26 protein-coding genes and 1 tRNA gene are annotated in these 23,003 nt (G+C 66.8%); 9 read left to right on the forward strand and 18 right to left on the reverse strand.

The annotated features are described in order from the left end of the window. The 5 genes from JHC81_RS08495 to JHC81_RS08515 all read left to right on the forward strand — a co-directional run. Nucleotides 1–608 (forward strand): MotA/TolQ/ExbB proton channel family protein (locus JHC81_RS08495; protein ID WP_292173304.1); only part of this gene is annotated, 608 nt, incomplete at its 5' end. A 111-nt stretch (nt 609–719) separates the two neighbouring features. Then, nucleotides 720–998, forward strand: coding sequence for a hypothetical protein (locus JHC81_RS08500; RefSeq protein ID WP_292173307.1), 279 nt, complete (start codon nt 720–722; stop codon nt 996–998). Between the two features lie 152 nt (nt 999–1,150). Next, on the forward strand, nt 1,151–1,489 hold the full coding sequence (locus JHC81_RS08505; protein WP_292173311.1) for a hypothetical protein: 339 nt from the start codon (nt 1,151–1,153) through the stop codon (nt 1,487–1,489). Further along, nucleotides 1,486–3,300 carry an FAD-dependent 5-carboxymethylaminomethyl-2-thiouridine(34) oxidoreductase MnmC gene (gene mnmC / locus JHC81_RS08510; protein WP_292173314.1) on the forward strand — a complete coding sequence of 605 codons (1,815 nt, stop codon included), beginning with the start codon at nt 1,486–1,488 and terminating at the stop codon, nt 3,298–3,300. Before JHC81_RS08505 ends, mnmC begins: the two co-directional genes overlap by 4 nt. 30 nt (nt 3,301–3,330) lie before the next feature. Further along, entirely contained in the window at nt 3,331–3,744 is a 414-nt protein-coding gene (locus tag JHC81_RS08515; RefSeq protein ID WP_292173317.1) for a DUF6491 family protein, read from the forward strand. A 40-nt stretch (nt 3,745–3,784) separates the two neighbouring features. On the opposite strand, the gene scpA is transcribed toward JHC81_RS08515, so the two are convergent. The 5 genes from scpA to cpdR all read right to left on the reverse strand — a co-directional run bounded on the left by scpA (nt 3,785) and on the right by cpdR (nt 8,412). Further along, a complete protein-coding gene (gene scpA / locus JHC81_RS08520; RefSeq protein ID WP_292173321.1) occupies nt 3,785–5,929 on the reverse strand; it encodes a methylmalonyl-CoA mutase in 2,145 nt (714 codons plus the stop codon). Then, a complete protein-coding gene (locus tag JHC81_RS08525) occupies nt 5,926–7,326 on the reverse strand; it encodes a methylmalonyl-CoA mutase family protein (RefSeq protein WP_292173325.1) in 1,401 nt (466 codons plus the stop codon). Before JHC81_RS08525 ends, scpA begins: the two co-directional genes overlap by 4 nt. Nucleotides 7,327–7,433: 107 nt before the next feature. Continuing rightward, nucleotides 7,434–7,811 (reverse strand): hypothetical protein, encoded by a 378-nt coding sequence (locus tag JHC81_RS08530; protein WP_292173328.1) that lies wholly within the window; start codon nt 7,809–7,811, stop codon nt 7,434–7,436. A 43-nt stretch (nt 7,812–7,854) separates the two neighbouring features. Then, nucleotides 7,855–7,929, reverse strand: a tRNA-Val gene (locus JHC81_RS08535). Between the two features lie 123 nt (nt 7,930–8,052). Further along, nucleotides 8,053–8,412, reverse strand: coding sequence for a cell cycle two-component system response regulator CpdR (gene cpdR / locus JHC81_RS08540; RefSeq protein WP_292173330.1), 360 nt, complete (start codon nt 8,410–8,412; stop codon nt 8,053–8,055). A 59-nt stretch (nt 8,413–8,471) separates the two neighbouring features. Here cpdR and JHC81_RS08545 point away from each other — a divergent pair, with 59 nt between their 5' ends. Then, complete coding sequence (locus JHC81_RS08545; protein ID WP_292173332.1) at nt 8,472–9,413, forward strand: N-formylglutamate amidohydrolase; 942 nt, start codon at nt 8,472–8,474, stop codon at nt 9,411–9,413. 258 nt (nt 9,414–9,671) lie between these two features. Here the strand turns inward: JHC81_RS08545 and JHC81_RS08550 are convergent, their stop codons facing one another. Next, nucleotides 9,672–10,358, reverse strand: a complete 687-nt coding sequence (locus tag JHC81_RS08550; RefSeq protein ID WP_292173334.1) for a DUF599 family protein — start codon at nt 10,356–10,358, stop codon at nt 9,672–9,674. A 143-nt stretch (nt 10,359–10,501) separates the two neighbouring features. Between JHC81_RS08550 and ppa the strand changes: the two genes are divergently transcribed. Next, complete coding sequence (gene ppa / locus JHC81_RS08555) at nt 10,502–11,065, forward strand: inorganic diphosphatase (protein WP_292173336.1); 564 nt, start codon at nt 10,502–10,504, stop codon at nt 11,063–11,065. A gap of 115 nt (nt 11,066–11,180) precedes the next feature. Here ppa and JHC81_RS08560 read toward each other — a convergent pair whose 3' ends face one another. From JHC81_RS08560 to JHC81_RS08605, 10 genes are all read right to left on the reverse strand, one after another. Continuing rightward, the gene (locus JHC81_RS08560; protein ID WP_292173338.1) at nt 11,181–11,801 is read right to left on the reverse strand and encodes an EipA family protein; all 621 of its coding nucleotides are present in this window, start codon (nt 11,799–11,801) and stop codon (nt 11,181–11,183) included. Between the two features lie 120 nt (nt 11,802–11,921). Beyond that, nucleotides 11,922–14,330: a phenylalanine--tRNA ligase subunit beta gene (gene pheT, locus JHC81_RS08565; protein WP_292173341.1), complete on the reverse strand. Its 2,409-nt coding sequence runs from the start codon at nt 14,328–14,330 to the stop codon at nt 11,922–11,924. Then, on the reverse strand, nt 14,330–14,725 hold the full coding sequence (locus tag JHC81_RS08570) for a hypothetical protein (RefSeq protein ID WP_292173343.1): 396 nt from the start codon (nt 14,723–14,725) through the stop codon (nt 14,330–14,332). The genes pheT and JHC81_RS08570 overlap by 1 nt, the downstream gene beginning before the upstream one ends. After that, nucleotides 14,722–15,135, reverse strand: a complete 414-nt coding sequence (locus JHC81_RS08575; RefSeq protein ID WP_292173344.1) for a hypothetical protein — start codon at nt 15,133–15,135, stop codon at nt 14,722–14,724. Before JHC81_RS08575 ends, JHC81_RS08570 begins: the two co-directional genes overlap by 4 nt. 8 nt (nt 15,136–15,143) lie before the next feature. Then, nucleotides 15,144–16,220, reverse strand: coding sequence for a phenylalanine--tRNA ligase subunit alpha (gene pheS, locus JHC81_RS08580; protein ID WP_292173348.1), 1,077 nt, complete (start codon nt 16,218–16,220; stop codon nt 15,144–15,146). Between the two features lie 84 nt (nt 16,221–16,304). After that, nucleotides 16,305–16,664, reverse strand: coding sequence for a 50S ribosomal protein L20 (gene rplT, locus JHC81_RS08585; protein WP_292173351.1), 360 nt, complete (start codon nt 16,662–16,664; stop codon nt 16,305–16,307). A 109-nt stretch (nt 16,665–16,773) separates the two neighbouring features. After that, a complete protein-coding gene (gene rpmI, locus JHC81_RS08590; RefSeq protein ID WP_003166435.1) occupies nt 16,774–16,971 on the reverse strand; it encodes a 50S ribosomal protein L35 in 198 nt (65 codons plus the stop codon). Between the two features lie 161 nt (nt 16,972–17,132). Beyond that, the gene (locus JHC81_RS08595) at nt 17,133–19,112 is read right to left on the reverse strand and encodes a S9 family peptidase (protein WP_292173354.1); all 1,980 of its coding nucleotides are present in this window, start codon (nt 19,110–19,112) and stop codon (nt 17,133–17,135) included. A gap of 58 nt (nt 19,113–19,170) precedes the next feature. Then, nucleotides 19,171–19,692: a translation initiation factor IF-3 gene (infC, locus tag JHC81_RS08600; RefSeq protein ID WP_292173357.1), complete on the reverse strand. Its 522-nt coding sequence runs from the start codon at nt 19,690–19,692 to the stop codon at nt 19,171–19,173. A gap of 145 nt (nt 19,693–19,837) precedes the next feature. Continuing rightward, nucleotides 19,838–20,764 (reverse strand): glycosyltransferase family 9 protein, encoded by a 927-nt coding sequence (locus JHC81_RS08605; RefSeq protein ID WP_292173359.1) that lies wholly within the window; start codon nt 20,762–20,764, stop codon nt 19,838–19,840. A 110-nt stretch (nt 20,765–20,874) separates the two neighbouring features. Between JHC81_RS08605 and JHC81_RS08610 the strand changes: the two genes are divergently transcribed. Next, nucleotides 20,875–21,612, forward strand: a complete 738-nt coding sequence (locus JHC81_RS08610) for an alpha/beta hydrolase (RefSeq protein ID WP_292173363.1) — start codon at nt 20,875–20,877, stop codon at nt 21,610–21,612. A gap of 42 nt (nt 21,613–21,654) precedes the next feature. Beyond that, entirely contained in the window at nt 21,655–21,885 is a 231-nt protein-coding gene (locus JHC81_RS08615) for a hypothetical protein (RefSeq protein WP_292173365.1), read from the forward strand. 20 nt (nt 21,886–21,905) lie between these two features. Here the strand turns inward: JHC81_RS08615 and galU are convergent, their stop codons facing one another. Both galU and JHC81_RS08625 read right to left on the reverse strand, forming a co-directional pair. Beyond that, entirely contained in the window at nt 21,906–22,784 is an 879-nt protein-coding gene (galU, locus tag JHC81_RS08620) for a UTP--glucose-1-phosphate uridylyltransferase GalU (RefSeq protein ID WP_292173368.1), read from the reverse strand. A gap of 55 nt (nt 22,785–22,839) precedes the next feature. Next, nucleotides 22,840–23,003: hypothetical protein (locus tag JHC81_RS08625; RefSeq protein WP_292173371.1), on the reverse strand; the 164-nt coding region annotated here is incomplete at its 5' end.

Raw genomic sequence — 23,003 nt, forward strand, 5'->3', positions numbered from 1 at the left:
CCAAGACGATGAAGTCCAAGGGCGTCATCGCCCTGGAAAGCCATATCGAAAAGCCCGGCGAGAGCGCCATCTTCCAGCAGTACCCGAAGGTGCTGAAGGACCATTTCGCCACCGATTTCATCTGCGACACCCTGCGGATGATGACCATGAACCTGGAAGATCCTCACCAGATCGAGGACGTCATGGAAAAACAGCTGGAGAAGCATCACCACGAGGCCCTGGGACCCGCGCATGCCCTTCAGCACATGGCCGACGCCCTGCCCGCCCTGGGCATCGTCGCCGCCGTTCTGGGGGTGATCAAGACCATGGCCGCCATCACCGAGCCGCCGGAGGTTCTGGGCGGCATGATCGGCGGCGCGCTGGTCGGCACCTTCCTGGGCGTCTTCCTGGCCTATGGTCTGGTCGGGCCGCTGGCGGCACGGCTGCAGCAACTCGTCGATGACGACGGCTCCTACTACAAGATCATCCGCTCGGTGCTGGTCGCTCACCTGCACGGCAACGCCGCCCAGATCTCGATCGAGATCGGTCGCGGCGACATTCCGTCGTCGGCCCAGCCGTCCTTTGCCGAGATGGAAGAGGCCTTGTCGGCGGCACCTGCGGCGGCGTGATCGGCGTTCACGAACGCGTGATAATTTCGCTTGCCTGACGGTCAGCCTTGGCGTTCACTCCCCCTCGCGGGGGCGTCTGATCCCGCGTAACCTTCTGAAAGGCTAAACATCATGCGCATCACTGCTCTGGTCGCCGCTTCGGTCGCCGCCCTGGCCCTGGCCGCCTGCACCCCCGCCGCCGATGAGAAGACCGAGGCCGAAGCGACGCCGGCCGCCGACGCCAGCATGGCCGCTGACGGCGCTGCTGCCACAGCGACCACGCCCACTGAAGCCGAGGCGGCAACTGCCCAGGCCAATCAGGATGCGATGGCTCCCGCTGCTGACGGTGCCATGGCTCCCGCCGCCGATGGTGCCATGGCACCGGCCCCGGCTCCAGCCCCGGCTCAATAAGCCAAGCGATCCCGGCCTCTTGGCCGAACGGTTGAAGGGTCGCCCTCGCGGGCGGCCCTTTTTCGTTCGACGCGGCTGTGGCCAGACGGTGCGACCGCACCGATTGTCTGATAGTCGTGGCGATCGTCGTCCAACTGACAGAGATCCGATCCATGCGCCTGCCTCGCGCCGCCCTGGCCATGTCGCTCGTCGCCGTGCTGGCGATCGCCGCATGCAGCAAACCGGCCGAAGAGGCAGCGACGGAGGCGAATACCGCCGAGGCAGCAGACGGCGACCATGCCGAGGCACCGGCGGAGGAGGTCGTCACCATGGAGCAGGCCGTAGCCGACGCCCGCGCCGCTGCCGAAGCGCCTGCCGCCGCGACCCCTGTGAGCGCTCCGCCCGCCACTGACGCGCCCGCTGCGGGCGATCATGACACGGCATCAGGCGATCACGCTGCTCCGGCCGAGGCGGGATCTGCGGCGGCTGCTCCTCATACGTCGGGCCATTGAGCGACGACCGCTCGCCACGGCTGCTGTGGGAAGAGGACGGCGCGCCGCGCTCGGGCCGGTTCGATGACGTCTATTTCTCCAAGGAAGATGGTCTGGCGGAAAGCCGGGCGGTCTTTCTGGCCGGATGCGGCCTGCCGGAAGCTTGGGTGGGGCGGCGGCATTTTACCGTAGCGGAACTGGGGTTCGGGACCGGATTGAACATCGTGGCCCTGCTGGACCTTTGGCGACGCGAGCGTCCCGCCGGAGGTCATCTGCATATACTCTCCGTCGAGGGCTTTCCACTGAGCCGCGATGAGGCTGCGCGCGCCCTGTCGGCCTGGCCCGAGGTGACGGAGATTACCGAGGTCCTGCTGGACCGATGGCCGTCAGGTATGCCCGGCTTCCACAGGCTGAATCTGTACGAGTTCGGCGCGACCCTGGACCTCGCCATCGGGGATGCGGCATGGGCGCTGGACCAGTGGTCGGGGCGGGCGGATGCCTGGTTCCTGGACGGGTTTGCGCCCTCGACCAATCCCGGCATGTGGTCGGACGCGGTCATGGACGCCATTGCGGCGCGGTCTGCGCCGGGGGCGCGGGTCGCCACCTTCACGGTCGCAGGAGCGGTTCGGCGCGGCCTGTCCGAGCGCGGCTTTCAGGTCGACAAGCGCCCCGGCCACGGGCGCAAGCGCGAGCGGCTGGAGGCGCGGCTGCCGGGCGCGATCACTGAGCCTCAAGCCTCGAGCATCGCTGTGATCGGTGCAGGCATTGCCGGGGCCTCTCTGGCGCGGGCCTTCGCCGCCCTGGGTCATCGCGTGACCGTGGTGGAGGCCGAGGCGGCGGGCGCGGGCGGATCGGGTTTTCCCGCCGCCCTGGTCACGCCCCGGCTGGATGCGGGGGACGCCGACATCGCCGCCCTGCATGCTCAGGCACTGACGCTCGCGGGCGACCTCTATGGCCAGATCGAAGGGGCAGTGGTGGCGAAAGGTGTCCTGCAGCTGGAACAGGCTCCCCGCGATGCCGGGCGGTTCCGGAAGATCGCCGACCAGCCGATCTGGTCTGCGGACGCGATGACGGTGGTGGATGCGACCGCCGCCTCGGCGCATCTTGGAGAGGCCGTCTATAGCGGCGGTCTGATGATGGCCTCGGCGCTGGCGGTGCGGCCTGCGTCTGTGCTCGAGGCCTGGCTTGGGCAAGCCGACCGCCTGACCGCAAGCGTCGCCAGCATCCAGCGGACGGACAGGGGATGGAGTCTGCTCTCCGATGCAGGCGAAGTGGTGCTGGAGGTTGACGTCGTGATCCTCGCCGCCGGCTGGGGCAATGCCGGACTGGCTGCCGATCTGGCGCTGGCACCGGTGCGAGGACAGGCCGACTGGGTCGAGGACGACACCCTCGTCGCACCCGCCGTGGCCTGGGGTGGTTATCGGGTGCCGATCGGGCGCGGGGTTTTGTTCGGCGCGACGCACGATCGCGGGCGCACCGACACGGTCACTTCGGCGGAGGACACGGCCCGCAACCTCTCCACCCTGACCGCGCGGCTGCCCCGCGCGCGGCACGACCTGCCCGCGGCGATCCACAGCCGCGCCGCTGTCCGCGCCACGACGCCCGACCGCCTGCCGCTGGCGGGGGCGGTGCCCGGAACGGAGAACCTTTATGTGCTGGGTGGGCTGGGCTCGCGCGGCTTCTGCGTCGCCCCGCTGCTGGCCGAGCATGTCGCGGCCCTCGTCACCAACACGCCGTCGCCGCTGCCGCGCGATCTGGCCGCTCGCGTGTCGCCGTCGCGGACCCGGGCGACGCCTCCCCTTGCGGAACCGCCGACAAAGTCCGAGGCTTGATCGACAGCGGGGGCTGTCGAGGAGTGAGCCATGCGTACCGCCATCGTCGCCGTGATGATCTCGTCCCTGCTTGCAGCCTGCGCGCCCGTGTCCGGAGATGCGGAGCCGTCGGCGTCCGGGACCCGGGCCGAACGCCAGTGTTTCAACATCAGTGAGGTCGACAACTTCCGTCAGGGCCGGATCAGCGAGGTCTATCTCAAGGTCGGACGCAATGATGTGTATCAGCTGGATGCCGCAGGCGGATGCAACGATCTGGATTTCGCCTACCGTCTGGCCATCCTGCCGGACGGCGCAGGCCTGAGCGGCAGCCGCCTGTGCACGGACGACTGGGCGCGGCTGGTCGTGCCGGGATCGACCACGCCGGCCAGCGTCTGTCGCGTGCGCATCAGCAAGCGACTGACGACGGAAGAGGTCGCGGCCTTGCCCGCCGCCTACAAGCCCTGATGTTTGAGCGAAATCTGAGCCGTATTCGACCGATTTCGCTCTAGCCCTTCTGGGCGTAGCCGAGCCGCTGGTTCAGCTTTTCGATCAGGTCGATGGCCGTGTCGGCGATGACCGAGCCGGGCGGATAGACGGCGGCGGCTCCCATGTCGATCAGGGTCTGGACGTCGCCCGGCGGGATGACGCCGCCGACCGTGATCATGATGTCCGGCCGCCCCAGCTTTTCCAGCTCAGCCTTCAACTCCGGCACAAGGGTCAGGTGACCGGCGGCCAGTGACGAGGCTCCCACGACATGGACGTTATTGGCCACGGCGTCACGCGCGGCCTCGGCCGGCGTCTGGAACAGCGGCCCGGCGACGGCCTCCAGCCCCAGGTCGCCATAGGCGGTGGCGACGACCTTCTGGCCCCGGTCGTGACCGTCCTGGCCCAGTTTGGCGATCAGGATGCGGGGCGGGCCGCCGTCATTCTCGACGAAGGCGGCGACCATGTCGCGGGCCTTGGATATCCTTGGATTTTCCCCGGCCTCTTTCGCATAGACACCCTGGACTGTCTGGACCCTGGCGACATGGCGTCCGAAGGCGGCTTCCAGCGCGTCTGAAATCTCGCCGACCGTGGCATGGGCACGGGCCGCCTGAACCGACAGCTCCATCAGATTGGCCTTGCCTCGAGCCCCTTCAGTCAGGGCGTCCAGAGCCTCCTGCGTCTTCGCCTCGTCGCGCTCGGCCCGCAGCTTCTGTAGCTTTTCGATCTGGCGGGCGCGGACCTCGGCATTGTCGACCTTCAGCATAGGAATGTCGTCGAGGGTGTCGTTCAGATAGCGGTTCACGCCGACCACCGTCTGCTGCCCCGTGTCGATCCGGGCTTGGGTCTTCGCCGCCGACTCCTCGATCCTCAGCTTGGGAATGCCGGCTTCGATGGCCTTGGCCATACCGCCCAGTTCGCGCACCTCGGCCATGTGGGCGCGGGCGCGTTCCGCCAGTTCATGGGTCAGGCGTTCGACGTAGTAGCTGCCGCCCCAGGGATCGATGACGCGGGTCAGCCCGGTCTCCATCTGCAGCAGGATCTGGGTGTTTCGCGCGATCCGGGCCGAGAAGTCTGTCGGCAGGGCCAAGGCCTCGTCCAGGGCGTTGGTATGCAGGCTCTGCGTCTGACCGCCCGCCGCCGCCATGGCCTCGACCATGGTGCGCGGCACATTGTTGAACACGTCCTGCGCCGCCAGCGACCAGCCGGAGGTCTGGCAGTGCGCCCGCAGCGACAGGCTGCGCGGGTCCGTCGCCCCGAACTCGGCCTTCACCGCCTCGGCCCATAGCAGGCGGCCGGCGCGCATCTTGGCCACCTCCATGAAGTAGTTCATGCCGATGGCCCAGAAGAAGCTGAGGCGCGGCGCGAACCGGTCCACCGCCATGCCGGCATCGACCCCGGCCCGGATGTATTCCAGCCCGTCGGCCAGGGTGTAGGCCAGTTCGATATCCGCAGACGCCCCCGCCTCCTGCATGTGATAGCCGGAGATGGAGATGGAGTTGAACTTCGGCGTCTCCTGCGCCGTCCAGGCGAAGATGTCGGCGATGATCCGCATCGATGGGCCGGGCGGATAGATGTAGGTGTTCCGGACCATGAACTCCTTGAGCACGTCGTTCTGGATGGTGCCGGTCAGGGCGGCGTGAGGCACGCCCTGTTCCTCGGCCGCCACGACATAGAGCGCCAGGATCGGCAGGACCGCGCCGTTCATGGTCATGGACACCGACATCTGATCCAGCGGAATGCCGTCGAACAGGGTGCGCATATCCAGGATGGAATCGATCGCCACCCCGGCCATGCCGACGTCGCCCGCGACGCGCGGATGGTCTGAGTCATAGCCCCGGTGCGTGGCCAGGTCGAAGGCGATGGACAGCCCCTTCTGACCCGCCGCCAGATTGCGGCGATAGAAGGCATTGGATGCCTCGGCGGTCGAGAATCCCGCATACTGGCGAATCGTCCAGGGATTGCCCGCATACATGGTCGGATAGGGGCCACGCACATAAGGCGCGATGCCGGGCAGGCCATGGATGAAGTCCAGGCCCTCCACGGCGCTGGCGTCATAGGCAGTCGCGACGGTCAGCCCCTCGGGCGTGCGCCAGGCGTCGCGTTCCGGGCCGTGTCCGGTGGCGGAGGTGTCGAGAACGACTCGGGCGAAGTCGGGAAAACTCATGGCGTCTCTCCCTCAGCTTGCGTCTCGAAGGCGGCGGCGAAACGGATGGGCGTCAGGGGCTCGCAGGCGTCACCGCCGCCATGCGCCACAGTCAGCGGCGCGTCCTCGACCGGGGCGGGACGCGGCTCGGGATCGACGTATTTCGTCACGCCCACGATCTGGGCAGAGCCATTGGCCAGCGCCTGTTCGCGCAGGGCCCGCGCCCGCGCGACGCGCGGCTGGATCAGCCCGCCCTTCAGCGCCTCGATCAGCCCGCCCTCGGCCTGGATGATCTGGAACTCGGCCCAGGCCGCCTCGGCCAGGTCGCGGGTGCGGGCATCCAGGTACCAGGAGCCGGAGGCCGGATCGTCCACTCGACCCAGATTGGCCTCCTCCATCAGCACCAACTGGGTATTGCGCGCCTGACGCCGGGCAAAGGCGTCGGGCCGTCCGGCGGCGCGCGAAAAGGCATCGACCACAACCGCATCGGCCCCGCCGACCGCGCCCGCAAAGCCCGCCGCCGTCAGCCGCAGCAGATTGGGCCAGGGATCGATGCGGCTCAGCATCCGCCGCGACGACCGCGCCTCGATCATGGCGGGAGCCTCGAAGCCGAAGGCCCCCGCCAGCGTCTTCCACAACATGCGCAGGGCCCGAACCTTGGCCAGGCCGTCGAAATATTCGGCGTCGACCGACACGCCCAGAACGGTCGCCCTCAGTGCCGCCTCGGCCGTCATGCCCGCCTCGGTCGCGGCTCTCGCCAGAGCCACCGCATTGGCCAGAACGAAGGCCAGCTCCTGGGCGTTCGAGCCTCCGGCTTCATGCACCACGCGACCGCTGGCCATGAACAGACTGGCGTCCGGATAGGCCCCGGCATGCCGGGCGGCGGTATTGGCCGCCAGCTCCAGATGCGCCGCGATCGGGCGCGGCGATGCCGCCGCCTCGGCAAAGGCGGACAGGGGGTCGAGATGGAACATCAGTTTCGCGCGCGGCGAGCCCTTGCCCACCACCGCCAGGGCATTGGCCGCATCCGGCCCGTCCAGACCCGCATCCAGTCCGACCGCCGCCAGTTCCAGCGCGACGCCGTCCAGTGCCCGCGCCAACGGCTCGCTGTCGTTCAGGATCGCCCCCTTGAGGATCACAGAAGCCGCGCCGCCGGTCAGATCGGCCAGCACCGCCGCATTCACGGCGTCCGGCGCATCACCCTCGACAAGCGTCCGCAGATCCCAGGCCCGCCCCTCCGCATCCGTCGGGCGGGGTGCGAAGATGGGCTCGACCGTCGTCGCCTCGGCATAGAGCGGGCGCACCGCCAACTGGTCCGCGTCCAGATGTACGAGGCTCTCCAGAGGCCGGTCCTTCAGCGCCTTCTGGGCCAGTTCGCGCCATTGGCTGGGGGAGGGGGTATCGAACAGGTTCGCCATGCCGCTTCATTGCCTCCGGACGCGCGCCCGGTCCAGCCCGCCGGAAGCGAGGGGGCTCAGCGCTTTCTGAACCGCGCGGCTTCTGCGGCCATGCCCGCGCCCCAGGGCTAGGGCGTATCGTCGTCCGGCTGGAACGGCAGTTCGCCCGCCACACCCCGCATGGCCAGGGCCAGCGGCAGGGCGAACTGGTCCAGCATGCGCAGAGGCTTGCGCCGGTCGCTCGTCACGTCCCAGCCCTCAGCCTCGAATGCCTCGATCCGCGCCTGACCCTCCAGCCGGTCGATGCCGTCCCAATCGGCGGGCAGGGCGACCGCCTCGGCCTCGTCCACGCTCAGGCCGAAGGCGGCGCGGGCGCAGTCGTCGATGTCGGGGAACTCCGACCGGTACGCCTCGTCGGCATAGCGCGGCTTCATCAGCGCCTTGAGCTCGAGGTCGTTCACGCCGGGCAGGTCGATCAGACGGCGCAGGGGAGCGGACATGGTCATACGACCCTCGTGGGCGATCAGGTCAGAGTTCAGAAAAAAGGAATGGTGGACGCGGCAAGGATTGAACTTGCGACCCCCTCGATGTCAACGAGGTGCTCTCCCGCTGAGCTACGCATCCGCCAAGACGGTTCCGAGAAGGCCTCGGAACGGGAAGGAGGCGTCTATACCCCACCCTTCGCGCGGACCGCAAGGGCGAAACGCAGGCTGTTTGGCGCCGAATATTGGCCGGCCTGACGCCGTTTCAGGCGGCCGACACCATCTTTTCGACCTCGCCGACCAGGTCGCGCAGGTGAACCGGCTTGGACAGGACCTTGGCCTGGGGGCTGGCCTGGGCGGCGGTCAGGGCGACGGCGGCGAAACCGGTGATGAACATGATGCGGATGCCCGGCTGGCGGGCGGCGGCGACGCGAGCCACCTCTATGCCGTCGGCCCCGGGCATGACGATGTCGGTCAGCAGCAGATCCCACGGCCCCTGATCCAGGGCGTCGATGGCATCGTCGCCATTCTCGCAATCGACCACGGAATGACCGGCCCGCTCCAGGGCGCGGGTCAGAAAACCGCGCAGCGAACTGTCGTCCTCGGCCAGAAGAATACGCGCCATATGTGGAAATCGTCCCGTCGTTTCAGCGGTGACGCTACGCCCGGAACGGTAAACCCGCCATGAAAATCACCGTTTGCGCGAGCGGCGAAGCTGTGGATGGAGCCTGTTTCATAGACGGCGAAACAGGATATGGCTCCGGAATGGGTCAGGGCGGCGATACACGGGACGATGTGGAGGCGGAGGCTGCGCCCTATGTCATCACGCCTGCCGCACGACCGGGGCGGTTCGTCTTCGCGTCTCCGCACTCGGGGACAATCTATCCATCGGACATGGCCGCTTCGCCGCATCTGGACGAGGCGGGGCTGCGTAGTGCCGAGGATGCCCTGATCGACCGGTTGATCGCCCCGGGACCGGGTCGGGGGGCGACCTTGATCGCGGCTACCGTCGGACGGGCCTATCTGGATCTGAACAGGGACCCGGCAGAGCTCGATCCATCTCTCATCGACGGCGTGGAGGCCGCTGCGGCGACCCTGCGGACGTCGGCGGGTTACGGGGTGGTGCCCCGGTTGTCGGGGGACGGGCACCCGCTTTACGACCGCAGGCTGTCTCGCGCAGAGGCGGACGGGCGGATCACGCGGGTCCATCGGCCCTATCATGAGGCCCTGTCGGAGCTGATGCAGGCGACGCAGGTGCGCGAAGGCTCGGCGGTGCTGATCGACTGGCACTCCATGCCATCGCGGGTGACACGAACAGGCCCGGGGGTGCGCGGCGTCGATGTCGTGCTGGGCGACCGGCATGGCACGGCCTGCGATCCGGCCCTGACGCGGCGGCTGAAGGCACTGTTCGAGAGCCTGGGGTGGCGGGTGGCGCTGAACCATCCCTATGCAGGCGGCTGGACGACGCAGGTCTGGGGGCGGCCGGCGGAAGGCTTTCACGCCGTGCAGATCGAACTGAACCGGGCCCTGTATCTGGACGAGGCGACGCGGTTGCCGGGGCCGGGGTGGTCGCGTTGTGAAAAGGGTGTGGCGCGGGTCATCGCGGCCCTGCTGTCCGACGACTGATCAGCTTGAGTGTCGGGCAGAAAAAAGGCCGCGCCCGAAGGCGCGGCTTGAAAAGTCTATAGGGAGGAAACGCCCAGGAAGGGCATGACGCCGAAGCGTCGAAAATCAAGCTAGTGTGCGGTGCACAATCCGTCAAGCCGGTATTTCGCACCTGCGGTAACGCTGTGTAACGGGGTGTTTGGCCTTCCAGCGATCATCGTAACCGGTTTCAGCGGCAAGTTTCTCCCCAAGCGGAACGCGCCTGCGAACGTACGCCGACTAACGCGGCTCCAGCAGGCGACGCGCGTTGCGCAAAGCCCTGGCTGCGGGGGATCCAGCCTGACGCCAGATCAGCAGCCCGGTCGTCAGGGCGACGCCCGCTGCAAGCCAGACCGGCCCGAACAGCCAGGCAGCGGCCGCCAGCGAGAAATAATAGCCGCGCACCCCCTGACTGAAGGCCCCCAAGGCCGGGTTCATCACGCCCGTCGCGGCCTCGCCCAAGGCCACCCGGTCGGCCTCGGAATGCGCTTCCGGGGCGGCCCCGATCAGGGCGAGCGCATAGTTGAGCTGGCGGATCGACCAGATGAAATCCAGAAAGCCGCGCGCCAGGCAGACCAGGACCAGCGCCATCTTGGCCTCCATCAACTTCAGCGGCACCTGTTCGGCCCCGACGACCGCGAAACCCTGCAAGGCCGCCTCGCCGCCGAAGAGGACACTGGCCACCGCTGCGATCAGCAGCAGATTGGTCGAGGCGAAGAAGCTGGCGGTGTTGATGGAGTTGCCCATCAGATGACTGTCGATCAGACGCACTTCGCGGTGCGTCATGGCCGTCATCCAGACCCGGCGGATCACGGTCATGTCGTCGTTCAGCGAGCCGCTGCTGCGCGCCAGCAGCGTCAGGAAGGGCCCATAGCCCAGCCAGCACAGCAGAAAGAGCGTCAGGGCCAGTCCGTCCAGCAGGGTCATGATCGCGCGTCTCCAGTCGTGAACTTCCTGCCGTCCTGGACGGCGCGGGGCAAGGGCATGGGGCCGCAATGCTTGCCTATGAGCCCTGCGAAGCCTATCACGCGCGCCTCCCCGTCTTGCAGTGCACCACAGTTGAGCCCGTCATGAACATCGACGCCATCCCCGTCGGCCCCAATCCGCCCTGGGACCTGAATGTCATCATCGAGATCCCGCAGGGTGGCCTGCCGGTGAAATACGAGATGGACAAGGACTCCGGCGCCCTGTTCGTCGACCGCTTCCTGCACACGGCCATGTACTATCCGGGCAACTACGGCTTCGTGCCGCATACGCTGGCCGACGACGGCGACCCCTGCGACGTCATCGTGCTGAACCCGTCGCCGGTGGTGCCGGGCTGTGTCATCCGCTCGCGCCCCATCGGCGTGCTGATGATGGAAGACGAGGCCGGCGGAGACGACAAGATCCTGGCCGTGCCGGTCGACAAGCTGAACCCCTATTACACCGACATCGCCAGCTATCGGCAGCTGCCGGCCATCCTGGTCGAGCAGATCGAGCACTTCTTCACCCGCTACAAGGACCTGGAGAAGAACAAGTCGGTCAAGGTCAAGCGCTGGGGCGACGCCGGCGAGGCCGCCGAGCTGATCGCCGAGGGCATGCGGGCCTATGAGGCCAGGCAGAAGGCCGACGGCAAGGCCGCGAACGCCGCCTGATACGAAAAAGGGCGGGGCCACAGCGGCCTCGCCCTTCTCGTTTATCCAGACTGCGACGGCTCTTTGCGCTCAAGCAGCGAGCCGCCGCGCGGTGAGCGTTAGCGCTCTTCCCACACTAGAATGGCAGGATGTTCCGCTGGCGGCTGTAGGCCATGCTGCCGACGTTGGCCCCGGCACGCAGGCCGACGCCCGTGCGGATTGGGGCCAGGACGATGCCGTCCGCGCGCTGATAGTTCACGCCAAGGCCGCCGATCAGATAGGCCGTGCCCTCCACGCCTGGGTAGCGGCGATAGATCATGTCGGGGTGGTACAGGCCGTAGACCAGGGTGAAGACCCGGCTGGCATTGCCGCCGATGTCCCAGCCGATCGAAATCCCCTGCCAGAACACCTCCTGCGAAGCGGACAGGTCCTTCATGTGCAGCGCCCCGCGTCCGTAGCGCAGGCCGATGGCGGCGGCCCCGGCGGCTTCTTCGCCCGCGATATAGGCGGTCGGACGGTCGCCGTTGTCGGCAAAGATGCGCTCGATCGCGCCGCCGATGGCCTCGGCGGCGATGCCCAGTTCGCGCGACCCGGCGGCGACCAGCTCGTCGGCGGTATAGGCCTGGGCATTCTGGTCGGAGCGGATCGGATAGTTGGGGTCGGACGGCTGGCCATTGTTGGTGGTGGCGCAGGCGGACAGGCCGACGGTTCCGGCGGTGGCGGCGAGGCCCGAGAGGATCAACTGGCGGCGATGCATGGCGTATGGCTCCGAAGGCGAGACGGTCCGCCCGACTGGCGCGGGCGCTGACGACACCGTCGCCGCTCTTTGAGTCAGCCTTGCGGCGGCAAGGTTAACGGAACCTTGCCGCTCGCCGGATTAGGCCCGCAGAACCGCGCCGGTCTTCGCCGCCGCCGCGATGATCTTCGCTGACAGGGCCTCGATCTCGGCTTCGGTCAGGGTGGCGTCGCGCGGCTGGATCAGGACCTCCAGGCCTACGGAAGCATGGCCTTCCGCCACACCCTGACCGCGATAGACGTCAAAGACCCGCACGTCGGTGATCAGGGCCTTGTCGGCCCCTGCCACCGCACGAACCAGATCGCCCCCCGCCCTGCCGTCCTCGACTACGAAGGCAAAGTCGCGGCTGAGCGGCATCAGATTGGCCAGCTGGGCGGGCCCGCGCGTCTTGGCCCTGGCCCCACGCGGTTCGGGCACGGCGTCCAGCACGATCTCGAACGCCAGCATGGGCCCGTCGGCGTCCAGCGCCTTGAGCACGCGGGGGTGAAGGGCTCCGAACTCGGCGATCACGGTCGTGGGGCCCAGTTGCAGGCGGGCTGAGCGACCCGGATGCCACCAGTCGCGGTTCTGGTCCTGGACCAGTTGCAGGGAGGCGACGGGTGCGCCCAGCTGGCTCAGCAGAGCCATCAGATCGCCTTTCAGGCCGAACAGGGCGTCTTCTGCCATCCCGCTCCAGTGCCGGGCGGCATGAGGCGCGATCAGGCCGGCGATGACGGTGCGCTGGCCGGTCGGCTGGTCGTTGAGATAGATGGGGCCGATCTCGAACAGGGCCGCATCGGCATGGCCGCGCGCGGCATTGCGGGCGGCGGCCTGGATCAGGTTCGGCAGGGCCGAGGGGCGCATGCAGTCGAGGTCCGACGCGATGGGGTTCTCGACCAGCAGGCGGTCGTCACCGCCGCCGAACAGCGCCGCAGTCGATTGCTTGGTGAACGACCAGGTGACGGCCTCGGCATAGCCCATGGCGGCCAGCGCCCGGCGCGCCAGCCGCACGCGCGCCTGGCGGGGGTTCAGCACGCCACGCGACGGGGCACCCTGATCCGGCAGAGGCGTGGATGGCAGAGCGCCATAGCCTTCGATGCGGGCCACTTCCTCGATCAGGTCGGCAGCGCCCTCGACGTCGCGACGCCACGAGGGCGGGGTGACGGTCCAGGGTGAACCGCGCCCGATCTCGAAGCCCAGCGCCGTCAGGATTTCGGCGATGCGGTCTTCGTTCAGGCTCAGTCCCGTCAACCGCTCGACACGCGCTGGGTCGAAGGCGACAGGGCCGGGCAGGGCCGGGGCCTGTCCGGCCACGATCACGTCCGACGGCTCGCCGCCGCACAGGTCCAGGATCAGCCGCGTGGCCAGCTCCAGCCCCGGCTTGACCGAGGCCGTGTCCACGCCGCGCGCGAACCGGTACTGGGCGTCGGAGCTGATGGTCAGGGTGCGTCCGGTCTGGGCCGTCGTGATCGGGTCGAACCAGGCGCTTTCCAGAAAGACGTCGGTGGTGTCGTCGGAGCAGCCCGTGCTTTCGCCACCCATGACGCCGCCCAGGCCGATGGGGCGCTCGCCGGCCGCATCGGCGATGACGCACATCTCGGGGGCCAGGGCATAGGTCTTGCCGTCCAGCGCGATCAGGTGTTCGGGCTCGCCTGTATCCGAGGCGACCTGGCCGCCGCGCACGACGATCTCGGACCCCACCAGCTTGGCCGCGTCATAGACATGCAGGGGCCGGGCGCGGTCGTAGGCGATCAGATTGGTCACATCGACCAGCCGGTTGATCGAGCGCAGGCCGATGGCGCTGAGGCGACGCTGAAGCCACTCCGGCGACGGGCCGTTCGTCACGCCCCGGATCAGTCGTCCGGCGAAGACCGGGCAGAGGTCCGGTGTCTCGATCCGCACCGAAATGGGGCAGGCGAAGCCGCCGCGCACCGTGGCGATCTCATAGTCGATCAGGGTGCCCAGGCCGGTCGCGGCCAGATCGCGGGCGATGCCGGCGACGCCCAGCCAATCAGGACGGTTGGGCGTGACCTCGAAATCGATGACCGGCTCGGCGCCGAAGACGGCGGCGGCGGGTGTGCCGACCTGCAACTGATCAGGCAGGTTCAGAATGCCGTCGCTGTCGCCCGGCTGCTCAAGCTCGGCCGCCGAACACAGCATGCCGTTGGAGACCACACCCCGCACCGGCTTTTCGACCAGTGTGACGCCGAGGCCGGGCACATAGGCCCCGATGGGAGCATAGATGGTGGTCAGGCCCGCCCGCGCATTGGGTGCGCCACAGACGATCTCCTTCATCCCGTCGACGGTCTGGACCTGACAGACGCGCAGGCGGTCGGCATTCGGATGCTGTTCCGCCGAGACGATCTTCGCCACCGTGAACGGAGCCAGGGCGGCGATTGGGTCATGGACGTCCTCGACCTCCAGCCCGGCCATGGTCATGGCCTCGGCCACCGTGGCGGCATCGGCGTCGGTGGTCAGATGGGACTTCAGCCAGGAGAGAGTGAATTTCATTACTGGCCCACGTGCCCTGTCACGCTGAGCAGGTCGTTGAGGACGCTTTCAGCGCCAGTGAAGCCCACATTGTAGAACTCGCAGCCGTCGAAAAGCGTGTCGCGAAAAGGAATGGTGCCCAGGGCGCGCGCGCCTGCGGGCCGCAAGACCAGATTGCGCATGTCGCCATCCGGATCACCGAAATTGCAGTCTTCAAAATGCACGCCCGCCGAGACCAGCATGATCGCCGGCCCCTGAATGCGACATCCCCTGAACGTCCGCCCCTGGATGACCCCAAGGCCGGCGCTGTGATGGGCGACATGCAGGTCGAACAGGTTCACGTCCACGTCCTGGAAGACCATGGCCTTCAGGTCCGGGGCGACGCGCACTTCGCGCCGGATTGGAAGGCGGCTCATGCCGAATGCTCCGACAGGGGCTTTATGCCCGTCGTCAGCTGTTCGACCAGATCCTCGGAGCCGGTGAAGCCGACCTGAACGAAGCGGCAGCGTACGAAGCGGCAGTTCGCGACACCGATGACCCCGGCCATCTTCTGATCGCTGACGGGGCGGTACAGCAGGGTCCTGACGTCCGTCGTCGTGCCCATGGCACAGTTTTCGAAGAAGGTGCCGTTCATGACGGCCATGACGGCTGGTCCCTCGATGACGCAGTCGGTGAAGGTTTTGTCGCGGATCGCCATCTCACCGGCGTTCCAGTGCTGGACGGCCAGCATCGGCAGCCAGACGGCCTCCTTCTTGAACTCGGTGCGCGCCACATTGGCGCGACCGGCGGCTTCCTCGGCGGACATGGGAGCAGGTGTGTCGGTCATGATCAGTCTCAGCTCAGCCCGGAGGCCGGATTGGGGGCGGCGAAGGCGGAAAAGCCGTAGTGGGCCAGCCAGCGGGTGTCGGCGTCAAACATGGGGCGCAGGTCGGGAATGCCGTATTTCAGCATGGCCAGACGGTCCACGCCCATGCCGAAGGCAAAGCCCTGATATTCGTCCGGATCGATGCCGCAGTTCCGCAGCACATTGGGATGCACCATCCCGCAGCCCAGAATCTCCATCCAGCTGTCACCCGTGTTCAGCTTCAGCTCTCCGCCCGAACGATCGCAGCGGATGTCCATCTCGGCCGAGGGCTCGGTGAAGGGGAAGTGGTGGGGCCGGAACCGCGCGTCGACCTGATCCAGTTCGAAGAAGCGGGCGACGAAGGTCTCAAGCGTCCACTTCAAATGGCCCATGTGGATGTTGCGGTCGATCACCAGGCCCTCGACCTGATGGAACATCGGGGTGTGGGTGGCGTCCGAGTCCTTTCGGAAGGTCCGGCCCGGGGCGATGATGCGGATCGGCGGCGTCTGGCTCATCATGGTGCGGACCTGCACCGGGCTGGTGTGGGTGCGCAGCACCTTGCGCTCGCCCGTCGCGGGATCCGGCTTCAGGAAGAAGGTATCGTGCATCTCCCGCGCCGGATGTTTGGGCGGGAAGTTCAGGGCGGTGAAGTTGTGGAAGTCGTCCTCGATGTCGGGACCCTCGGCAACCGCGAAGCCCATATCGGCGAACAGGGCGATCATCTCGTCCATCACCTGCATGGTCGGATGCACGCTGCCGGACCGGCGCGGCCGTGACGGCAGGGTCAGGTCAATCCGCTCGCTCAGCAGGCGGGCATCCAGTTCGGCGGCTTCCAGCTCGGCCTTGCGGGCCGCCAGTCCGGTGGCGACACGGTCGCGCAAGCCGTTGATGACCGGGCCCTGCTCGCGCCGCTCGTCCGGGCTCATCGCCCCCATGCCTTTCAGCAGGCCGGAGATCACGCCGGTCTTGCCCAGGGCCGAGACGCGAATGGCCTCGACGGCAGCGACGCTGTCGGCTGCTCCGATGGCATTGATCAGGTCGAGTTCGAGTTGGGCGAGATCGGTCATGTCGGTGTCGTCTAGCGTCTGAGGCACAAAGCAAAAAGCCCCCCGGCGCGAACCGGGGGGCTTTTCAGCATCCGTTGCCGGAAATCAGGCGGCTTTCAGCGCGTCGCGGACCTTGTCGGCGATGGCCTTGAAGGCGCCTTCGTCGGCGGCCATCGCGGCCAGGACCTTGCGGTCCAGCTCGATGCCGGCCTGGCCCAGGCCGTGGATGAACTGGCTGTAGGTGAAGCCTTCAATCCGGGCGGCGGCGTTGATGCGCTGGATCCACAGGGCGCGGAAGTTGCGCTTCTTGGTACGGCGGTCGCGATAGGCATATTGCCCGGCGCGGTCCACGGCGGCCTTGGCCGTGCGGATGGTGTTCTTGCGACGACCCCGGAAGCCCTTGGCCTGTTCCAGAACCTTCTTGTGTTTGGCGTGGGACGTTACGCCCCTTTTGACGCGAGCCATGATGTTTTTCCTTCGGAGACCCCTATCGCGCGCCGCGCGGCGGCTTGCTGCTTGAGGGGATCAGTTCAAATTCAATGCGGTGAAGTCAGATCGATAGGTGCTCTGCGCCTCAGGCGTAGGGCATGTAGGACTTGATCTTCTTGGCGTCGGCGTCGGCCATGACCGAGGTGCCGCGGTTCTGGCGGATGTATTTGCTGTTGTGGCTGATCAAGCGGTGACGCTTGCCTGCTACGCCGGCCTTGACCTTGCCAGTCGCCGTGAATTTGAAGCGCTTCTTGGCGCCCGACTTCGTCTTCAGTTTGGGCATTTGACTTCCTTTTTGGGCTACCGCCCTGAGGGCTACTTGAGCCCAAGGGTTGATCGGTGGCTGGAGATTAAGAACCGCCCAGGCATGCCTGTTCGCCCGGCGGTTCGGTACGCGAAGGCGCGGCTTGTATGGGAAGCGCGGCCGAAAGGCAAGTCGCGGCGTCAGCTGGCCGGATTATGGGCCTGGAGGAACCGCAGCGTCTCGGTCAACATCCGCAGGCGCGTGTCCGATCGCGACAGCCAGTGATCCTCGCCCTGCAGTTCGATGAACTCCACCGGCTTGGCAGCGCGACGCAGCGCCTGCGCCATCAGACGGCTCTGCTCAAGGGGAACGACGGTGTCGTCACGACCGTGGATCAGCAGGATGGGGGCGTCGGCCTGAGCTGCCAGGCGCGACGGCGAGCGTTCGTCCAGGGACCGGTCGCCCAGCCGTTCCGCCCCCATGAAGCGGTTCCAGTAACGGACCGTCTCATTGTTGCGATGCTCGCCTGCGCGCGCCTCGACCTCGACCATCCGACGCAGATCGGACACCCCGTTGACCGATACGGCACAGCGATAGACGCCGGTATCCAGCGTCGGTCCCGCCAGGGCCGCGTAGCCGCCGTAGCTGGCCCCAACGATACAGACGCGCGACGGATCGATCAGGCCCTGCGACGCCAGCCATCGCACGCCGTCGGACAGGTCGGTCTGCATCTTGCGGCCCCACTCGCCATAGCCGGCCTCCATGAAGGCCTCGCCATAGCCGGTGGAGCCTCGGAAGTTGGCTTGCAGGACGGCGTAGCCGCGCGAGGCGATCGCCTGGGCCCACCAGTCAAAGCCCACCGTGTCACGCGCCGCAGGGCCGCCGTGGGCCAGCACCACCAGGGGCAGCTTTGCAGCATCAGTCACGCCCGGCGGTGTGGTCAGATAGCCATGGATCTGCAAGCCATCCGCCGCCGCATAGGTGATGGACCGCACGGGCGCGACCTGTTCGGGCGATATGGCTTCATAGGCCTGGCCGATCTGGTTGAGCTGATTGTCGGCCAGGTTCAACAGATAGTAGGTACCCGCATCGCCGGTCCCGCTGGTGAACAGGACCGCATGTTTCAGGTCCTCGCTCCAGTTCAGGAAGTAGGGCGAGGCGTCAGCCAAGGTCGCCTCGGCCTGGGCCCAGAGCAGGCTCGCATCGGCGTCGGCGAAGGCATAGATCTGGCGGTCATTCTCGAGCCTGCTCGCGCCAATGAGCCGACCTGTGCGCGGATGGAACAGCAGCGACTGCGGCTGGAAATCGAACCGCACAGGACGCCAGGCCCCCGTCTCGAGATTGACGTCGAAAAAATCGGCGCTTTCACGGTCCGGGCGATCGAGGTCGGGCCGGTCCGCCGCCACGATGACGCTGTCGCCGTTCATACCCATGCCCATCAGATACGGCGCGTCGATCAGGGCCGTCGTCCTCCAGACCCGGCGGAAGGCGTCGTCGCCATGACGCAGATACAGGTCCCATTCGCCCGTGACGCTCTTGTATTCGCTGCGGGCCACAGTCTTCTTCGAAGTCGGGTCGAAGATGAAGTCATCGACTTCGCGTCCCATGGATTCGGCAACGCGCGCACGGCCGTTCGCGGGGTTCACCCGGTAAAGGTCGATGCGGCCGGCCTGATCCGGTGCATAGGCGCGAACCAGAAGGTCATGACCGTCGGCGGTCTCGACGATCGTCACCCCACTCAACAGGGCCGGAAAGACGCCGCGCACATTCGCCAGAACAGGGGTGATCCGAGCCGTCGCCGGGTCGTAGATCTGGCCTGCCGCCAATTCCGTCTCGTCTATGCCCAGGTTCCGGAAGGACTCGGTTTCCGAGGTCGTGATCAGAACGCGATCTTCGCCGATCCATTGCAGGTCCCGAACCTTGGCGTTTCCTGCCCCGACCGAGCCAAGCTGACTTTGGCTGGCCAGATCGACCAGCACCAGTCGGCGCTGTTCGCCTATGACCCTGATAAAGGCCAGGCGACGACCGGAGGGAGATAGCTGCACCAGTTCAAGCGAGGGCAGTGCCCCATAAGCTTCGAGTGGCGGTGGTGCAGGCCGCGCGGAGGCATCCGCTGTCGATTGCGCCACAACAGAATGCGACGCCATCGCCAGCGACAGGCCGACCAGAACCGGGCGCATCCAGGTGCGCCATCCAGAAATCCACACTGCCTTGGCCCTCCCCCCGGGCGGCTAGACCCTACTTCGGGGCCAGGATCATGATCATCTGGCGGCCTTCCATGCGCGGGGCATATTCGACCTTGGCGACCTCGTCGAAGTCTTCCTGGACCTTGTTCAGCAGCTTCATGCCCAGTTCGGGGTGGGCCATTTCACGACCGCGGAAGCGCAGCGTCACCTTGACCTTGTCACCCTCGTCGAAGAAGCGGTGCATGGCCTTGGCCTTCACCTCATAGTCATGGGTGTCGATATTGGGCCGCAGCTTGATTTCCTTGAGCTCGACGACCTTCTGGCGCTTGCGGGCCTCGGCCTTCTTCTTCTGCTCCTGGAACCGGAATTTGCCGTAGTCGAGGATCTTCGCCACCGGGGGTTCGGAGGTGGAGACGATCTGAACCAAATCCATGCCGGCCTCTTCGGCGGCTTCCAGCGCGGCGGAGGTGGGCATGACGCCCTGTTTTTCGCCGTTCTGATCGATCAGCAGAACGCGCGGTGCGCGGATATCCTGGTTCATGGGGGGGCCGTCCTTGACGGGCGGCTGGTTCATCGGACGGCGAATGGGCGGCGTTTCCTTGCGTGGACGGGGGTCGTGTGAAGGCGAGGCAACGGGCGCGACGGATCGCGCTCTCTACCCTGCGGACTTCTATATGACCGCGAATGCGCCGTTTCACAAGGTTCGGTGCGTGTAAGGCCTAGCGAATGAAGTCGTCGTGCAGGGCCAGAACTGCCTGAAATACATGATCGACGCTGAGGTCCTCGATGGGCGCAAACTGCCCGCGCGTCTCGTTGGAGGCCACGGTGCGGGTCCTGGGGCCCCACGGACCGTACAGCCACCATTCGGTCGGCCCGAACAGGCCCAGGGTCGGCGCGCCCAGCGCCGCCGAGACGTGCATCAGGCCGGAATCGTTGCCGACGAACAGGTCCGCCCGGTAAATGGCGGCGGCCGACGCAAGGATGTCGCCCTTGCCCACAAAGTCGATCCCGCGAGCTCCGGCGGCCTGAAGCGCCGGGGTCGCCGGCGGCCGGTCGCCGGGTCCGCCGACCGGCATGAACCGCCAGCCGTCAAACCGCGGTTCCGCCTTCAGCTTCTCGACCAGGGCACCCCAGCGGTCGGCAGGCCAGCTCTTGCCCGGTTGATGCGCGATGGGGGCCAGCGCGAGGATGCGGCCGGGCCCGGTCCCGCTTGCGAGTTGCGGATCGATGACGGCGCCGGCCTCGGCTCTGGCCTTATCGTCAAGCCAGATTTCCGGGTTCAGTGGGGTGTCCGATCCCATCAGGCGCGACACCATCTCGACCTTGCGCAGCCCCGTCTCCCACGAACGATTGTAGATGACGCGCCGCCGCGCCGGGATCAGGTAGCTGAGTGCCGATCCGCGGATGTCGATGACCAGATCCCAGCGCGTGCCGACGACCTGTTTCCAGAGGTCGAGCCAGTGGCCAGCCATCTTCTTCTTGTCCAGCACGATGGTCCGCACCACGCCGGGCGCGGAGCGGAAGAAGGGGGCCGGTGGGCGGCCGCAGGCGACCGTGATTTCGGCCCCCGGTACCTGTCGCGCGATCTCGCGGATGACGCCCGACGAGATGACGCAGTCGCCGATGCGGTTAGAGGTGACGAACAAGACTTGCGGCGCATGGGGCATGGGCCTGTGTTCCGCCATCGCGTGGCGGGGTCAAGCCCGCGGCCTTCTCTGACAGGTGACGAAGTCATCGCGACGCGGCACAAGACGCCATGAGCGACATCCAGACCTTGACCCGCCCCGACGGCGAAACCCTGGCCTTCAAGCGTGTGGCAGGCGCAGGTCCGACCGTCGTCTGGATCGGCGGCTTCCGCTCCGACATGGAGGGCACCAAGGCCTTGGCCCTGGATGCGGCGGCGCGCGAGCACGGCTGGAACTTCGTCCGCTACGACCATTTCGCGCACGGGCAGTCGTCGGGCGATTGGCGACAGGCGACCATCGGACGCTGGCGCGAGGATGCGATCGCCCTCATCGACAGCCTCAAGGGTCCGGTCATTCCGGTAGGGTCGTCCATGGGCGGCTGGATCGCGCTTCTGGCCGCTTTGGCGCGGCCCGAGCGGATGAAGGCGCTGGTGCTGATCAATCCCGCCCAGGATTTCACCGAACGGCTGATGTGGCCCGGTCTGGCCGATCATGAACGTCAGGCCATCCTGCGCGACGGGGAGACGACGATCGTCGAGGAGGGGCTGGGAGTCTATGTCCTGACCCGGGCGATGTTCGAAGAGGCCCGGAGTTGGCTACTGCTGGACGAGACAATTCCAGTGTCGGTCCCCATTCATATTCTGCAGGGTCGTGAAGACCCTACCGTTCCCTGGCACCACCAGTTGGCGCTCATCGACCGGCTATTGGGGGGCCATGTTCATCTGGATCTGATCGCGGGCGGCGATCACCGCTTGTCCTCGGAGGCTGATCTGCACCGTCTGATCGAAACGGTTGCAAGGAACCGCTGATGGGTGTTGACATTGTAAAGGTAGACCAGAGGACAAAACCTTATGCGTATCGCCCCGATTTCCGTTTCTCTCGCCGCCCTCCTGGCTCTCGCAGCCTGCGCCTCTTCGGGTGGGACCAATACCTATGAGGCCGAGTATCGCCAACTGAACGCCGACTGCCAGGCGCGCGGAGGTATCCTGGCCGCGACAGGTGCCCAGTCGGGCCGTCCGCAGAACGACAATGTGTGCGAGATTCGCAACGGCAGCGGTCGCTTGCCTGCCAGCGGATCATAACGACCCGCTCGTCTGAGCTGTCACAGCAGGGCGCTGATCGCCTTACGCGCAGCATCGCCGAGGTCCGCGCGTTTCAAGGCCAGAGCGACATTGGCTGTCAGCAAGCCGATCTTGTCCCCGCAGTCGTGGGTGACTCCTTGATATTCCACGGCCGTGAAGGTCTGGGTCTTCATCAGTTGCGCCATGCCGTCGGTCAGCTGGATTTCCCCGCCCGCCCCGCGCGGCTGGTTCTCCAGGATGCCGAAAATTTCGGGCTGCAGGATATAGCGCCCTGAGATCGACAGGTTAGACGGGGCCTCGCCGCGGGGCGGCTTTTCGACCATGCCCTTCATGACGATGCGGTTGCCGGCGCGACCATCCGGATCGACGATGCCGTATTTGTGGGTCTCGGTTTCGGGCACGGACTCGACGCCGATCACATTGCCGCCAACCTCGGCATAGACCTCGGCCAGCTGCTTCAGGGCCCCCGGCTGCGAATCCACGATCACGTCAGGCAGCAGGACGGCGAACGGCTCGTCGCCAATGATGTCGCGCGCACACCAGACGGCATGGCCCAGGCCAAGCGGCTGCATCTGGCGGGTGAAACTCATCTCGCCGGCGGTCGCCAGTTCGGCGATCATGGCCTCCAGAATCTCGGTCTTGCCCTTGGCCAGCAGCTGGGCCTCCAGCTCGATCTGGTGATCGAAATAGTCCTCGATAGCTCCCTTGGAGCGCCCCGTGACGAAGACGATGTGCTCGATTCCGGCCTCGCGCGCTTCCTCGACGATATAGCTCAGGATCGGACGGTCGACGACGTTCAGCAACTCCTTCGGCGTGGTCTTGGTGCCCGGCAGAACCCGGGTGCCAAGGCCGGCGACGGGAAGGACGGCCTTGCGGAGACGGCGGCTTTGGTCGGTCATGGATGTTCCTGAAAAGCGGATCGAAGCAGCCTAACGCATTCGCAAGCCGTTGCGATCACTCAACCGTAACGGACTTGGCCAGATTGCGCGGCTGGTCCACATCCGTGCCCTTATGCACCGCCGTGTAATAGGCCAGCAACTGGACCGGCACGGCATAGACCAGCGGCGCGATCAGGGGATGACAGTCGGGCGCATCGACCCGGCGGATGCCCGTGCCGT

Origin of the sequence: Brevundimonas sp. (assembly GCF_016463295.1) — a bacterium.
Taxonomy (GTDB): Bacteria; Pseudomonadota; Alphaproteobacteria; order Caulobacterales; family Caulobacteraceae; genus Brevundimonas.

What these genes read in the sequence shown, in the direction of transcription:
- JHC81_RS08515 (WP_292173317.1), top strand. Translation starts at nt 3,331, where the DNA reads ATGCGTACCGCCATCGTCGCCGTGATGATCTCGTCCCTGCTTGCAGCC.
- JHC81_RS08505 (WP_292173311.1), top strand. Translation starts at nt 1,151, where the DNA reads ATGCGCCTGCCTCGCGCCGCCCTGGCCATGTCGCTCGTCGCCGTGCTG.
- JHC81_RS08545 (WP_292173332.1), top strand. Translation starts at nt 8,472, where the DNA reads ATGAAAATCACCGTTTGCGCGAGCGGCGAAGCTGTGGATGGAGCCTGT.
- cpdR (WP_292173330.1), bottom strand. Translation starts at nt 8,412, where the DNA reads ATGGCGCGTATTCTTCTGGCCGAGGACGACAGTTCGCTGCGCGGTTTT.
- JHC81_RS08615 (WP_292173365.1), top strand. Translation starts at nt 21,655, where the DNA reads ATGCGTATCGCCCCGATTTCCGTTTCTCTCGCCGCCCTCCTGGCTCTC.
- JHC81_RS08525 (WP_292173325.1), bottom strand. Translation starts at nt 7,326, where the DNA reads ATGGCGAACCTGTTCGATACCCCCTCCCCCAGCCAATGGCGCGAACTG.
- JHC81_RS08575 (WP_292173344.1), bottom strand. Translation starts at nt 15,135, where the DNA reads ATGACCGACACACCTGCTCCCATGTCCGCCGAGGAAGCCGCCGGTCGC.
- JHC81_RS08595 (WP_292173354.1), bottom strand. Translation starts at nt 19,112, where the DNA reads ATGCGCCCGGTTCTGGTCGGCCTGTCGCTGGCGATGGCGTCGCATTCT.
- JHC81_RS08500 (WP_292173307.1), top strand. Translation starts at nt 720, where the DNA reads ATGCGCATCACTGCTCTGGTCGCCGCTTCGGTCGCCGCCCTGGCCCTG.
- galU (WP_292173368.1), bottom strand. Translation starts at nt 22,784, where the DNA reads ATGACCGACCAAAGCCGCCGTCTCCGCAAGGCCGTCCTTCCCGTCGCC.
- JHC81_RS08610 (WP_292173363.1), top strand. Translation starts at nt 20,875, where the DNA reads ATGAGCGACATCCAGACCTTGACCCGCCCCGACGGCGAAACCCTGGCC.
- rpmI (WP_003166435.1), bottom strand. Translation starts at nt 16,971, where the DNA reads ATGCCCAAACTGAAGACGAAGTCGGGCGCCAAGAAGCGCTTCAAATTC.
- JHC81_RS08570 (WP_292173343.1), bottom strand. Translation starts at nt 14,725, where the DNA reads ATGAGCCGCCTTCCAATCCGGCGCGAAGTGCGCGTCGCCCCGGACCTG.
- pheS (WP_292173348.1), bottom strand. Translation starts at nt 16,220, where the DNA reads ATGACCGATCTCGCCCAACTCGAACTCGACCTGATCAATGCCATCGGA.
- pheT (WP_292173341.1), bottom strand. Translation starts at nt 14,330, where the DNA reads ATGAAATTCACTCTCTCCTGGCTGAAGTCCCATCTGACCACCGACGCC.
- rplT (WP_292173351.1), bottom strand. Translation starts at nt 16,664, where the DNA reads ATGGCTCGCGTCAAAAGGGGCGTAACGTCCCACGCCAAACACAAGAAG.
- infC (WP_292173357.1), bottom strand. Translation starts at nt 19,692, where the DNA reads ATGAACCAGCCGCCCGTCAAGGACGGCCCCCCCATGAACCAGGATATC.
- JHC81_RS08560 (WP_292173338.1), bottom strand. Translation starts at nt 11,801, where the DNA reads ATGCATCGCCGCCAGTTGATCCTCTCGGGCCTCGCCGCCACCGCCGGA.
- JHC81_RS08530 (WP_292173328.1), bottom strand. Translation starts at nt 7,811, where the DNA reads ATGACCATGTCCGCTCCCCTGCGCCGTCTGATCGACCTGCCCGGCGTG.
- scpA (WP_292173321.1), bottom strand. Translation starts at nt 5,929, where the DNA reads ATGAGTTTTCCCGACTTCGCCCGAGTCGTTCTCGACACCTCCGCCACC.
- ppa (WP_292173336.1), top strand. Translation starts at nt 10,502, where the DNA reads ATGAACATCGACGCCATCCCCGTCGGCCCCAATCCGCCCTGGGACCTG.
- JHC81_RS08550 (WP_292173334.1), bottom strand. Translation starts at nt 10,358, where the DNA reads ATGACCCTGCTGGACGGACTGGCCCTGACGCTCTTTCTGCTGTGCTGG.